The 13,688-nt window shown below is 59.5% G+C and carries 8 protein-coding genes, 2 tRNA genes and 3 rRNA genes; 10 read left to right on the forward strand and 3 right to left on the reverse strand.

Annotated elements, in window-relative coordinates; genetic code table 11:
* Positions 1-113 precede the first annotated feature (113 nt).
* The 8 genes from HWX14_RS35985 (at position 114) to HWX14_RS36020 (ending at position 6,894) form a co-directional block, all read left to right on the forward strand.
* A 16S ribosomal RNA gene (locus HWX14_RS35985) occupies positions 114-1,646 on the forward strand.
* Positions 1,647-1,709: 63 nt separating this feature from the next.
* Positions 1,710-1,786: transfer RNA gene (locus tag HWX14_RS35990), tRNA-Ile, on the forward strand.
* A gap of 38 nt (positions 1,787-1,824) precedes the next feature.
* Positions 1,825-1,900, forward strand: a tRNA-Ala gene (locus HWX14_RS35995).
* Between the two features lie 325 nt (positions 1,901-2,225).
* Positions 2,226-5,105, forward strand: a 23S ribosomal RNA gene (locus HWX14_RS36000).
* A 185-nt stretch (positions 5,106-5,290) separates the two neighbouring features.
* Positions 5,291-5,403 (forward strand): 5S ribosomal RNA (gene rrf / locus HWX14_RS36005).
* The 16S, 23S and 5S rRNA genes sit together here with 2 tRNA genes alongside, the layout of an rRNA operon.
* A gap of 251 nt (positions 5,404-5,654) precedes the next feature.
* Complete coding sequence (gene cueR, locus HWX14_RS36010; protein ID WP_059583527.1) at positions 5,655-6,059, forward strand: Cu(I)-responsive transcriptional regulator; 405 nt, start codon at positions 5,655-5,657, stop codon at positions 6,057-6,059.
* A 215-nt stretch (positions 6,060-6,274) separates the two neighbouring features.
* Complete coding sequence (locus HWX14_RS36015) at positions 6,275-6,421, forward strand: DUF3563 family protein (protein WP_006478295.1); 147 nt, start codon at positions 6,275-6,277, stop codon at positions 6,419-6,421.
* Positions 6,422-6,564: 143 nt separating this feature from the next.
* A complete protein-coding gene (locus tag HWX14_RS36020; RefSeq protein WP_175886796.1) occupies positions 6,565-6,894 on the forward strand; it encodes a hypothetical protein in 330 nt (109 codons plus the stop codon).
* A 21-nt stretch (positions 6,895-6,915) separates the two neighbouring features.
* On the opposite strand, the gene rlmJ is transcribed toward HWX14_RS36020, so the two are convergent.
* Together rlmJ and HWX14_RS36030 are read right to left on the reverse strand one after the other, a co-directional pair.
* On the reverse strand, positions 6,916-7,761 hold the full coding sequence (gene rlmJ / locus HWX14_RS36025) for a 23S rRNA (adenine(2030)-N(6))-methyltransferase RlmJ (RefSeq protein ID WP_175886782.1): 846 nt from the start codon (positions 7,759-7,761) through the stop codon (positions 6,916-6,918).
* A 111-nt stretch (positions 7,762-7,872) separates the two neighbouring features.
* The gene (locus tag HWX14_RS36030; protein ID WP_175886783.1) at positions 7,873-8,844 is read right to left on the reverse strand and encodes an aldo/keto reductase; all 972 of its coding nucleotides are present in this window, start codon (positions 8,842-8,844) and stop codon (positions 7,873-7,875) included.
* A gap of 164 nt (positions 8,845-9,008) precedes the next feature.
* Between HWX14_RS36030 and HWX14_RS36035 the strand changes: the two genes are divergently transcribed.
* Entirely contained in the window at positions 9,009-9,797 is a 789-nt protein-coding gene (locus HWX14_RS36035; protein WP_175886784.1) for a 3-hydroxybutyrate dehydrogenase, read from the forward strand.
* 121 nt (positions 9,798-9,918) lie between these two features.
* Here HWX14_RS36035 and HWX14_RS36040 read toward each other — a convergent pair whose 3' ends face one another.
* Positions 9,919-11,118, reverse strand: coding sequence for an amino acid aminotransferase (locus HWX14_RS36040; protein ID WP_006478300.1), 1,200 nt, complete (start codon positions 11,116-11,118; stop codon positions 9,919-9,921).
* Positions 11,119-11,377: 259 nt separating this feature from the next.
* On the opposite strand from HWX14_RS36040, the gene uvrB reads away from it, so the two are divergent.
* Positions 11,378-13,468, forward strand: coding sequence for an excinuclease ABC subunit UvrB (uvrB, locus tag HWX14_RS36045; protein WP_174387794.1), 2,091 nt, complete (start codon positions 11,378-11,380; stop codon positions 13,466-13,468).
* Positions 13,469-13,688: the final 220 nt, after the last annotated feature.

Genomic DNA, 13,688 nt, shown 5'->3' on the forward strand with positions numbered 1-13,688 from the left:
AAAGTATCAAGAGTCTCACACTAAAGTAAGTCAGGTTTATGAAGTGATTCATATTCCTGTCAGCTTTGAGTGAGCGACCGGTTCTTAACTGAACCGAAAACAGTAACAGGTTTAAACTGAAGAGTTTGATCCTGGCTCAGATTGAACGCTGGCGGCATGCCTTACACATGCAAGTCGAACGGCAGCACGGGTGCTTGCACCTGGTGGCGAGTGGCGAACGGGTGAGTAATACATCGGAACATGTCCTGTAGTGGGGGATAGCCCGGCGAAAGCCGGATTAATACCGCATACGATCTACGGATGAAAGCGGGGGACCTTCGGGCCTCGCGCTATAGGGTTGGCCGATGGCTGATTAGCTAGTTGGTGGGGTAAAGGCCTACCAAGGCGACGATCAGTAGCTGGTCTGAGAGGACGACCAGCCACACTGGGACTGAGACACGGCCCAGACTCCTACGGGAGGCAGCAGTGGGGAATTTTGGACAATGGGCGAAAGCCTGATCCAGCAATGCCGCGTGTGTGAAGAAGGCCTTCGGGTTGTAAAGCACTTTTGTCCGGAAAGAAATCCTTGACCCTAATACGGTCGGGGGATGACGGTACCGGAAGAATAAGCACCGGCTAACTACGTGCCAGCAGCCGCGGTAATACGTAGGGTGCGAGCGTTAATCGGAATTACTGGGCGTAAAGCGTGCGCAGGCGGTTTGCTAAGACCGATGTGAAATCCCCGGGCTCAACCTGGGAACTGCATTGGTGACTGGCAGGCTAGAGTATGGCAGAGGGGGGTAGAATTCCACGTGTAGCAGTGAAATGCGTAGAGATGTGGAGGAATACCGATGGCGAAGGCAGCCCCCTGGGCCAATACTGACGCTCATGCACGAAAGCGTGGGGAGCAAACAGGATTAGATACCCTGGTAGTCCACGCCCTAAACGATGTCAACTAGTTGTTGGGGATTCATTTCCTTAGTAACGTAGCTAACGCGTGAAGTTGACCGCCTGGGGAGTACGGTCGCAAGATTAAAACTCAAAGGAATTGACGGGGACCCGCACAAGCGGTGGATGATGTGGATTAATTCGATGCAACGCGAAAAACCTTACCTACCCTTGACATGGTCGGAATCCTGCTGAGAGGTGGGAGTGCTCGAAAGAGAACCGGCGCACAGGTGCTGCATGGCTGTCGTCAGCTCGTGTCGTGAGATGTTGGGTTAAGTCCCGCAACGAGCGCAACCCTTGTCCTTAGTTGCTACGCAAGAGCACTCTAAGGAGACTGCCGGTGACAAACCGGAGGAAGGTGGGGATGACGTCAAGTCCTCATGGCCCTTATGGGTAGGGCTTCACACGTCATACAATGGTCGGAACAGAGGGTTGCCAACCCGCGAGGGGGAGCTAATCCCAGAAAACCGATCGTAGTCCGGATTGCACTCTGCAACTCGAGTGCATGAAGCTGGAATCGCTAGTAATCGCGGATCAGCATGCCGCGGTGAATACGTTCCCGGGTCTTGTACACACCGCCCGTCACACCATGGGAGTGGGTTTTACCAGAAGTGGCTAGTCTAACCGCAAGGAGGACGGTCACCACGGTAGGATTCATGACTGGGGTGAAGTCGTAACAAGGTAGCCGTATCGGAAGGTGCGGCTGGATCACCTCCTTTCCAGAGCTATCTCGCGAAGTTGAGCGCTCACGCTTATCGGCTGTAAATTAAAGACAGACTCAGGGGTCTGTAGCTCAGTCGGTTAGAGCACCGTCTTGATAAGGCGGGGGTCGTTGGTTCGAATCCAACCAGACCCACCATTGTCTGGCGGTAGGTACACCTGAGGAATTCTGTACATGGGGGCATAGCTCAGCTGGGAGAGCACCTGCTTTGCAAGCAGGGGGTCGTCGGTTCGATCCCGTCTGCCTCCACCAATCACCAACGCTAAGGGCTTGGTTCAGAGACTGAACCGAGAATTTTGCATTGGCGATTGAGCCAGTCAGAGGATACGAAAGTATCGGCTGTCGTTCTTTAACAATCTGGAAGAAGTAAGTAATTTGGATAGCGGAAGCGTCTCGAGATGGACGTGAAAGTTATCCGGGTTGTGATTGTATCGATGTATCTCAAGATGATTCGAACTCTATGTTCGATTCAATTGGAATACGGCACAACGCGAGAACTCAACCTGTAACGAACCTTGTATCGGATCCTCGTAAGCGCTAAAGCGCTAACGATGATCGAGAGACAGACTCGTTATAGGGTCAAGCGAACAAGTGCATGTGGTGGATGCCTTGGCGATCACAGGCGATGAAGGACGCGGTAGCCTGCGAAAAGCTACGGGGAGCTGGCAAACGAGCTTTGATCCGTAGATGTCCGAATGGGGAAACCCACTCCTTTTGGAGTATCCATGGCTGAATACATAGGCCATGCGAAGCGAACGCGGTGAACTGAAACATCTAAGTAACCGCAGGAAAAGAAATCAACCGAGATTCCCAAAGTAGTGGCGAGCGAAATGGGATGAGCCTTGCACTCTTTATTTGTATTGTTAGCCGAACGCTCTGGAAAGTGCGGCCATAGCAGGTGATAGCCCTGTAGGCGAAAACAGTATGAAAGAACTAGGTGTGCGACAAGTAGGGCGGGACACGTGAAATCCTGTCTGAAGATGGGGGGACCATCCTCCAAGGCTAAATACTCGTGATCGACCGATAGTGAACCAGTACCGTGAGGGAAAGGCGAAAAGAACCCCGGGAGGGGAGTGAAATAGATCCTGAAACCGCATGCATACAAACAGTCGGAGCCTCGTAAGGGGTGACGGCGTACCTTTTGTATAATGGGTCAGCGACTTACGTTCAGTAGCAAGCTTAACCGTATAGGGCAGGCGTAGCGAAAGCGAGTCCGAATAGGGCGTTCAGTTGCTGGGCGTAGACCCGAAACCAAGTGATCTATCCATGGCCAGGATGAAGGTGCGGTAACACGTACTGGAGGTCCGAACCCACTAACGTTGAAAAGTTAGGGGATGAGCTGTGGATAGGGGTGAAAGGCTAAACAAACTTGGAAATAGCTGGTTCTCTCCGAAAACTATTTAGGTAGTGCCTCGTGTCTCACCTTCGGGGGTAGAGCACTGTCATGGTTGGGGGGTCTATTGCAGATTACCCCGCCATAGCAAACTCCGAATACCGAAGAGTGCAATCACGGGAGACAGACATCGGGTGCTAACGTCCGGTGTCAAGAGGGAAACAACCCAGACCGCCAGCTAAGGTCCCCAAATATAGCTAAGTGGGAAACGAAGTGGGAAGGCTAAAACAGTCAGGAGGTTGGCTTAGAAGCAGCCACCCTTTAAAGAAAGCGTAATAGCTCACTGATCGAGTCGTCCTGCGCGGAAGATGTAACGGGGCTAAGCTATATACCGAAGCTGCGGATGCGAGCTTGCTCGCATGGTAGGAGAGCGTTCTGTAAGCCTGCGAAGGTGTCTCGGAAGGGATGCTGGAGGTATCAGAAGTGCGAATGCTGACATGAGTAGCGATAAAGGGGGTGAAAGGCCCCCTCGCCGTAAGCCCAAGGTTTCCTACGCAACGTTCATCGGCGTAGGGTGAGTCGGCCCCTAAGGCGAGGCAGAAATGCGTAGCTGATGGGAAGCAGGTCAATATTCCTGCACCATTGTTAGATGCGATGGGGGGACGGATCGCGGAAGGTTGTCCGGGTGTTGGAAGTCCCGGTCGCTGCATTGGAGAAGGCGCTTAGGCAAATCCGGGCGCNNATTCAAGGGTGTGGCGCGAGCTCCTTCGGGAGCGAAGCAATTGGAAGTGGTTCCAAGAAAAGCCTCTAAGCTTCAGTCTAACGATGACCGTACCGCAAACCGACACAGGTGGGCGAGATGAGTATTCTAAGGCGCTTGAGAGAACTCGGGAGAAGGAACTCGGCAAATTGGTACCGTAACTTCGGGATAAGGTACGCCCTTGTAGCTTGATGCGCCTGCGCGCAGAGGGTGAAGGGGTTGCAATAAACTGGTGGCTGCGACTGTTTAATAAAAACACAGCACTCTGCAAACACGAAAGTGGACGTATAGGGTGTGACGCCTGCCCGGTGCCGGAAGATTAAATGATGGGGTGCAAGCTCTTGATTGAAGTCCCGGTAAACGGCGGCCGTAACTATAACGGTCCTAAGGTAGCGAAATTCCTTGTCGGGTAAGTTCCGACCTGCACGAATGGCGTAACGATGGCCACACTGTCTCCTCCCGAGACTCAGCGAAGTTGAAGTGTTTGTGATGATGCAATCTACCCGCGGCTAGACGGAAAGACCCCATGAACCTTTACTGTAGCTTTGCATTGGACTTTGAACCGATCTGTGTAGGATAGGTGGGAGGCTATGAAACCGGAACGCTAGTTTCGGTGGAGCCGTCCTTGAAATACCACCCTGGTTTGTTTGAGGTTCTAACCTTGGCCCGTGATCCGGGTCGGGGACAGTGCATGGTAGGCAGTTTGACTGGGGCGGTCTCCTCCCAAAGCGTAACGGAGGAGTACGAAGGTACGCTAGGTACGGTCGGAAATCGTGCTGATAGTGCAATGGCATAAGCGTGCTTAACTGCGAGACCGACAAGTCGAGCAGGTGCGAAAGCAGGTCATAGTGATCCGGTGGTTCTGTATGGAAGGGCCATCGCTCAACGGATAAAAGGTACTCTGGGGATAACAGGCTGATACCGCCCAAGAGTTCATATCGACGGCGGTGTTTGGCACCTCGATGTCGGCTCATCTCATCCTGGGGCTGTAGCCGGTCCCAAGGGTATGGCTGTTCGCCATTTAAAGAGGTACGTGAGCTGGGTTTAAAACGTCGTGAGACAGTTTGGTCCCTATCTGCCGTGGGCGTTGGATATTTGAAGGGGGCTGCTCCTAGTACGAGAGGACCGGAGTGGACGAACCTCTGGTGTACCGGTTGTCACGCCAGTGGCATCGCCGGGTAGCTATGTTCGGAAGAGATAACCGCTGAAAGCATCTAAGCGGGAAACTCGCCTTAAGATGAGATATCCCTGGGGACTAGATCCCCTTGAAGGGTCGTTCGAGACCAGGACGTTGATAGGTCAGGTGTGTAAGCGCAGTAATGCGTTCAGCTAACTGATACTAATTGCCCGTAAGGCTTGATCCTATAACAAGTCTGTCTCGATGCCCGTTAGCGCTTGAGCGCTTACGGACATCGAGCGTCGAGTGCAAGGCACTCGACGTACGACGGTTGAAGTACCGCGTACGTGTGAGATACAGCTCACAACCCAACTAAATTACTGCTTCTTCCAAGATTGGTTGCGCTGCGAAGCAACGCAACAACCCTCTTTGCCTGATGACCATAGCGAGTCGGTCCCACCCCTTCCCATCCCGAACAGGACCGTGAAACGACTCTACGCCGATGATAGTGCGGATTCCCGTGTGAAAGTAGGTAATCGTCAGGCTCCCTAAGCCAGAAACCCCCGCCCGAACAGGCGGGGGTTTTTGCATTGCGGCGTCGGAAATATGCAGGCGGCGAAGCGCGCCTCTTCCTCCTAACCCGCCGGTACGCACGCCAGATCAGCTCATCTGCGCTCCTGCGGTCAAGCCTTTCCCCGGAACGAAACCCCTCGATTTGATACGATCGAAGTGTCGTCGGCGATGGCATCCGTCGACGTTCGTGTTCGAAACCAGGGCTTGATGAAGAGGGCGGGGAATGAATATCGGCGACGCGTCGCGCGAATCCGGAGTCAGCGCGAAAATGATCCGGTACTACGAACAGGTCGGCCTTCTTGCGCCGAGCAAGCGTACCGATGCGGGCTACCGGATCTACGGCGCGGACGAAATCCATATCCTGCGGTTCATCCGACAGGCGCGACGACTCGGCTTTCTCGTCGAGGACATTCGCAAGCTGCTGATGCTCTGGCAGGATCGCTCACGCGCCAGTGCAGAAGTGAAATCGATCGCGCTCGAGCACGTGGCCGAACTCGACAAACGCATCGCGGAGCTGAGCGACATGCGCGACACGCTGGCCGATCTGGCCGCGCACTGCCATGGTGACGGCCGGCCTGAATGCCCGATTTTGGCGCGCCTCGCTGACCCGGTCGATGAACCAAATTAGTGCGCGCCCTCGACCCTCAAAACAGGCCGCAGCTCCATCTCGTTCAAAATCAATGAGTTAGAGGCTTATTTTCTGCCTTCATTCCAAATTGGAATGGTTCCCATGCAAGTATTTCACTAGCATCTTGGTGCGGCATCGCTATAATTCGGGATAACCCTATACGGGAAATCCCTGAATCTCGATTCACCAGGGGTCCCTCTTCCTTGGAGAACGTCATGATCGCCTACATCGTCGAAAAGCTGAGCAACTGGTTCGAATCCGCAGAACGTGAGCGCCGTGAGGCCTACCTCGCCACGTCGTCGGACATCGTCCAGCTCGAGAGCCGCATCCGCTCGCTCGAAACCAACGGCTACTCGCTGTAATCGGAGTCACCGTCAGGTGCCGCGTGGCACCGAACGATAAGCAAGCCCCGTGTTGACGGGGCTTTGTTTTTTGTGCGTTGGATCTGGCGAAATCGTCGGTGCAGCGCTATGGTATGGGCCTTTTCATCCTGAAGGACACGATCATGCGTTTGCGTGTCGATGTGCATCGCAGTGCCCGCACGCGTCTCGTTCTGGGTGCGGTCGTGCTCGTCCATGGCCTCGCGGCCGGTGCCGCGACGTCGTCCAGGCCGCTCGTTCTCGATACGCAGCGGGGTATCCAGGACGGCAAGGGCGGGTTGGTGTTGCAGACGGCGCCGTTGTCTTCGGAGCCGATCGTCGAGCCGGCAGGCATGCGGGCTCCGGCCGGGCAGGGGCCGAACACGTCGGTTCCGCTGTTCGTCGCACCGTATATCAATGTTCCCGCGTGGGGCGGGCAGCCGGCCAACCAGCCGAGGCTCGCACCGAGACCGTAGCCGTAACGTCCGGTTGCTCGATCAGTTGCCGCGGTGCTCGATCTGAAAGCGGGCGCCGCTATCCTGTCCCAGCCTCTCGACCAGGTAGGGCAGCACCTCATTCATGCTCTGGGCGAGCGTATACGGCGGATTCAGGATGAACATCCCGCTGCCGTAGAGGCCCAGTCCGTCGGTCGGCGGATTCGATACCGTCAGCGTCAGATGCAACCAGTTGTTCGGCTGCAGGCGCTTCAACTGCTCGGGAAAGCGCTGCGATTCCGTCCGCGTGACCTGCGGATACCAGATCGCATAACAGCCCGTCGCGAAACGCTTCAGGCATTCCGTCACGCAGCTCACCGTGCGCGCGTAATCCTTCTTGTCCTCGTAGGACGGATCGATCAGCACGAGTGCGCGTCGCGGCGGCGGCGGCAGCAGCGCCTTGATACCTTCGAAGCCGTCGCCGGCGAAGATCATCGCGCGTCGCCCCGCGTCGCGAAAATTGTGGCGCAGCACATCGATTTCCGTCGTGTGCATTTCGAACAGGCGCATACGATCCTGCTCGCGCATCGACCGCCATGCGATGTACGGGGAGCCCGGATAGAAGTGCAGTTCGCCATCGTCGTTCAGCGCGCGGACTTCATCCACATAGTCGCCGAGCGCCTCCGGCAGGTTCTTTTCGTTCCACAGCCGGCCGATCCCGGTATCGAATTCCGACGTCTTCGCTGCATAACCGTCGCGCAGCGAGTACACGCCGGCGCCTGCGTGCGTATCGATGTACCAGTACGATTTGTCCTTCTTGTTCAGGTAGCGCAGCAGCTGGACGACGACGGCGTGCTTGAGCACGTCCGCGTGATTGCCTGCGTGAAAACCGTGACGATAACTGAGCATGGCTGGCTGCCTGAAACGAAAGGTGAATCGATGAAAGCGGTCGATCGTGCGCGACCGTCAGGCCGGGCGCCGATGCGGCCGCGTATTGTACGCGAGTGGCCGTGAGTCGCCTTACTCGTATGCATCGCCGACCACCGCCTCGATGCGTTGCTTCGCATCGGGCGTCAGCTTCGCGGCAACGTCGAGCGCGCGCATGTTGTCGCCGATCTGATCGACCCGCGACGCGCCCGTGATGACCGAGCTCACGCGCGGATTCGCGAGCACCCACGCGATTGCCAATTGGCCGGTGCTGCAGCCGAGTTCGGCCGCAATCTCGCCGAGCCGCTCGACGATGTCGTTGGCGGCCCGGTCGGTCAGGCGCTCGCGCATCCAGTCATAGCCCTGCAACTGCGCGCGGCTGCCGGGCGGCACGCCGTCGCGGTACTTGCCGGTGAGCAGGCCCGACGCCAGCGGGCTCCAGGTCGTGAGGCCGAGACCGTAATCGTCGTAGAGGCGCGCATATTCCTGCTCGACCCGCGTGCGGTGGAACAGGTTGTACTGCGGCTGTTCGACGACCGGTTTGTGCAGATGATGCCGCTCGGCGATCTCGCATGCTGCGCGGATCTCGTCGGCGCTCCATTCCGACGTACCCCAGTACAGTGCCTTGCCGCGCACGATCATGTCGCTCATCGCCCAGACGGTTTCCTCGATCGGCGTATGCGGATCGGGGCGGTGGCAATAGACGAGGTCGACATAGTCGAGCTGCAGCCGGCGCAGCGAACCGTCGATCGCGTTCAGCAGGTATTTCCGGTTCAGCGTGTGATACTGGTTCGGGGCTTCCGCGAGCCCCCAGAAGAACTTGGTGGACACGATATAGCTGACACGCGGCCAGTCGAGCGACTTGAGCGCGTGGCCCATGATTTCCTCGGATTTGCCGCCGGCGTAGACCTCGGCGTTGTCGAAGAAATTGACGCCCGCGTCGCGTGCCGCGGCGAGGCATTCGCGCGCGACCCGCTGGTCGACCTGGTTGCCGTATGTCACCCACGAGCCGAGCGAAAGCTCGCTGATCTGCAGGCCGGAGCGGCCTAGCCGTCGATAGTGCATGAGACTCTCCTGCTGAACGGAACCGACCTTAAGCTTAGACGTTTTGCGCGCGAACGGCGGGGCCGATCGTGCACAATGACGGCTGGCACGCCGATGCGATTTTGCGATGAACGCGGATGCGGCAGGCGCGTGTTTCATCGATCCGATAACGGGAGGAGACGGACATGGCAGCAGATCTGAGCGGCAAGACCGCAGTCGTCACGGGCGCCGCAAGCGGCATCGGCAAGGAAATCGCGCTGGAGCTGGCCAAGGCAGGCGCGGCCGTCGCGATCGCCGACCTGAACCAGGACGGCGCGAACGCGGTCGCCGACGAGATCAACAAGGCAGGCGGCAAGGCGATCGGCGTCGCGATGGACGTGACCAACGAGGACGCCGTGAACAGCGGCATCGACAAGGTGGCCGAAGCGTTCGGCTCGGTCGACATCCTCGTGTCGAACGCCGGTATCCAGATCGTCAACCCGATCGAGAACTACTCGTTCGCCGACTGGAAGAAGATGCAGGCGATCCACGTGGACGGCGCGTTCCTGACGACCAAGGCCGCGCTCAAGCATATGTACAAGGACGATCGCGGCGGCGTCGTGATCTACATGGGTTCGGTGCACTCGCACGAGGCGTCGCCGCTGAAGTCGGCGTACGTGACGGCCAAGCACGGGTTGCTGGGTCTCGCGCGCGTGCTGGCGAAGGAAGGCGCGAAGCACAACGTACGCTCGCACGTCGTGTGTCCGGGCTTCGTTCGCACGCCGCTCGTCGACAAGCAGATTCCGGAGCAGGCGAAGGAGCTCGGCATCAGCGAAGAGGACGTGATCAAGAAGGTGATGCTCGGCAATACGGTCGACGGCGTGTTCACGACGGTGCAGGACGTCGCGCAGACGGTGCTGTTCCTGTCGGCGTTCCCGAGCGCCGCGCTCACCGGCCAGTCGGTGGTCGTCAGTCACGGCTGGTTCATGCAGTAACGCGGGTGCGGGCGAGGTGTAGCCGCCCGCCGCGTTGAACGGCACAAAAAAACGCGCTCCGTGGAGCGCGTTTTTCATGTCGGCAGGGCGGGGCCGGTGACGGCTGCCGCCCGGCGTCGCTTTACTTCAGGACCGCCGCGACCGCATTGGCGACCGCGTCCAGATTGCGCGTGTTCAGCGCTGCGACGCAGATCCGGCCCGTGCCGACCGCATAGATGCCGAACTCGTCGCGCAGGCGATCGACTTGTGCCGAGGTCAGGCCCGAATACGAGAACATCCCGCGCTGCGCGTTGATGAAGCTGAAGTCGCGATCGACGCCGCTTGCCTTCAGGCGCTCGACGAGACCATTGCGCATCGCGCGGATGCGATCGCGCATTTCGCCGAGTTCCTGCACCCACGAAGCGTGCAGTTCCGGCGACGCGAGCACCGCTGCGACCACCGCGCCGCCGTGGGTCGGCGGGTTCGAGTAGTTCGTGCGGATCACGCGCTTCAGTTGCGACAGCACGCGCGTGGCTTCTTCCTTGCTCGACGTGATGATCGACAGTGCACCGACGCGCTCGCCGTACAGCGAGAACGACTTCGAGAACGACGACGACACGAACGCGTTCAGGTCGGCCGCGGCAAACAGACGCACGGCGGCGGCATCGGCTTCGATGTTCTCGCCGAAGCCCTGGTAGGCCATGTCGAGGAACGGCACGAGGTTGCGCGCCTTCACGACGTCAACGACCTGTTGCCATTGCGCTTCGGTCAGATCCACGCCGGTCGGGTTGTGGCAGCACGCGTGCAGCACGACGACCGTGCCGGCCGCGTAGCCGTTCAGCGCCGACAGCATGCCTTCGAAGTTCACGCCGTTCGTGGCCGCATCGTAATACGGGTACGCGACGACTTCGAAGCCGGCTGCTTCGAACAGCGCGCGGTGGTTTTCCCAGCTCGGATCGCTGATCGCGACCTTCACGTTCGGGTTCAGGGTGCGCAGGAAATCGGCGCCGATCTTCAGCGCGCCCGTGCCGCCCAGTGCCTGGGCCGTGACCACGCGGCCCGCCGCGATCAGCGGCGAGTCGTTGCCGAGCAGCAGCTTCTGCACGGCCGCATCGTAGGCGGCGATCCCGTCGATCGGCAGGTAACCGCGCGGCAGGCCGGCCTCGACACGCGCCTTCTCCGCGTCGCGCACCGCGCGCAGCAGCGGAATCTTGCCGTCTTCGTTCGTGTACACGCCGACGCCGAGGTTGACCTTGGTCGGACGCGCATCGGCGTTGAAGGCTTCGTTCAGGCCCAGGATCGGGTCGCGGGGAGCAAGCTGGACAGCGGAGAAGAGCGACATGATGATTCGGCAGTAGTGAAAAGAGGGTCAGGCTTTCAACCGGCGGGGCGGGCGCAGGGGACCGCGCCCACGGCGCGACGCCGGAAAGCGCAGCAGCCTGACATTGTAGCGAATTCGTGCTGGCGAGGGCGGTGATTCCGTCGCGATTCTGGCGGCGAATCGCGATTTCGGGCGGCTGTCGGGCGTCAGGAGCCGACAGCAGTTCGCGCGGCCACGAAGCGCTAGAATGCTTTCTTTGCCCTTGCTCCGGCCGCATTCCATGTCCGAACATCATGCCGAAGTCGGCGACGCGCTCGACGAATCCAAATTCGTCACTTTCGAAGGGTCGCCGTTCCAGCTTTACCAGCCTTATCCGCCCGCGGGCGACCAGCCGACCGCGATCGACACGCTCGTCGAAGGCGTCGGCGACGGCCTTGCCTTCCAGACGCTGCTCGGCGTGACCGGTTCGGGCAAGACCTTCACGATGGCCAACACGATCGCGCGGCTCGGCCGCCCGGCAATCGTGTTCGCGCCGAACAAGACGCTCGCGGCCCAGCTTTACGCGGAGTTCCGCGAATTCTTCCCGCGCAACGCGGTCGAGTATTTCGTGTCGTACTACGACTACTACCAGCCTGAGGCCTACGTGCCGCAGCGCGACCTGTTCATCGAGAAGGATTCGTCGATCAACGAGCACATCGAGCAGATGCGGCTGTCGGCGACGAAGAGCCTGATGGAGCGCCGCGACGTGGTGATCGTCGCGACGGTGTCGGCGATCTACGGTATCGGCAACCCGTCCGAATACCACCAGATGATCCTGACGCTGCGCACCGGCGACAAGCTTGGCCAGCGCGACGTGATCGCGCGGCTGATCGCGATGCAATACACACGCAACGAGCAGGATTTCCAGCGCGGCACGTTCCGCGTGCGCGGCGACACGATCGACATCTTCCCGGCCGAGCACGCGGAAATGGCCGTGCGCGTCGAACTGTTCGACGACGAGGTCGAGACGCTGCACCTGTTCGACCCGCTGACCGGGCGCGTGCGGCAGAAGATTCCGCGTTTCACCGTGTATCCGTCGTCGCACTACGTGACGCCGCGCGACACCGTGATGCGCGCGGTCGAGACGATCAAGGACGAACTGCGCGAACGGCTCGAGTTCTTCCATCGCGACGGCAAGCTCGTCGAGGCGCAGCGCCTCGAGCAGCGCACGCGCTTCGATCTCGAGATGCTGCAGGAGCTCGGCTTCTGCAAGGGCATCGAGAACTATTCGCGGCACTTCTCGGGCGCGGCGCCCGGCGATCCGCCGCCGACGCTCGTCGACTACCTGCCGCCCGATGCGCTGATGCTGCTCGACGAATCGCATGTGCTGATCGGCCAGCTGAACGGCATGTACAACGGCGACCGCGCGCGCAAGGAAAACCTCGTCAATTACGGCTTCCGCCTGCCGTCGGCGCTCGACAACCGGCCGCTGAAGTTCCCCGAGTTCGAGCGCAAGATGCGCCAGGTCGTGTTCGTGTCGGCGACGCCGGCCGACTACGAGAAGCGCGTGACGGGGCAGATCGCCGAGCAGGTCGTGCGGCCGACGGGCCTCGTCGATCCGGAAATCGAAGTGCGGCCGGCGAGCTCGCAGGTGGACGACGTGCTGACCGAGATCAACGCGCGCGTGAAGGCCGGCGAGCGCGTGCTGATCACCGTGCTGACGAAGCGCATGGCCGAACAGCTGACCGAGTTCCTGGCCGACCACGGCGTCAAGGTGCGCTATCTGCACAGCGACATCGACACGGTCGAGCGCGTCGAGATCATCCGCGACCTGCGGCTCGGCACGTTCGACGTGCTGGTCGGGATCAACCTGCTGCGCGAGGGCCTCGACATTCCCGAAGTGTCGCTCGTCGCGATCCTCGACGCGGACAAGGAAGGCTTCCTGCGCGCCGAGCGCTCGCTGATCCAGACGATCGGCCGCGCCGCGCGGAACGTGAACGGCAAGGCGATCCTCTATGCGGACAACATGACCGAGTCGATGAAGCGCGCGATCGGAGAAACCGAGCGGCGCCGCGCGAAGCAGATCGCCCACAACGAAAAGATGGGCATCACGCCGCGCGGTGTCGTGAAGCGCATCAAGGACATCATCGACGGCGTCTACAACGCCGACGACGCGCGTGCGGAGCTGAAGGAGGCGCAGCAGCGCGCGAAATTCGAGGACATGTCGGAAAAACAGCTCGCGAAGGAAATCAAGCGCCTCGAGAAACAGATGGCCGACTACGCGAAGAACCTCGAATTCGAGAAGGCCGCCGCGACCCGCGACCAGCTTGCCGTACTGCGCGAACGCGTGTTCGGCGCGAACGTCGGCGACCATATCAGCGGCGGCCGGTAAATCTTTCCAAACGTCACCGTATCCTTTTGGTAAAGCGCCTGTAAGCCTTGTCGGATCAGGGGTTTACGGCGCTCTCCGTTTGTTCCGGAACGGGTTCGGTGCTAAACTCCGCATGTATTGAGAATAGTTCGCATTAACGTTCTTTATCGCGTTAGTGTTTCCAGCGGGCGGCCCGGTAGCGGCCCGCATGTCGTCAAGATAGTCAGACAAATAACAAGGA

This window comes from Burkholderia sp. BCC0044 (assembly GCF_902832955.1).
In the GTDB taxonomy this organism is placed as follows: Bacteria; Pseudomonadota; Gammaproteobacteria; order Burkholderiales; family Burkholderiaceae; genus Burkholderia.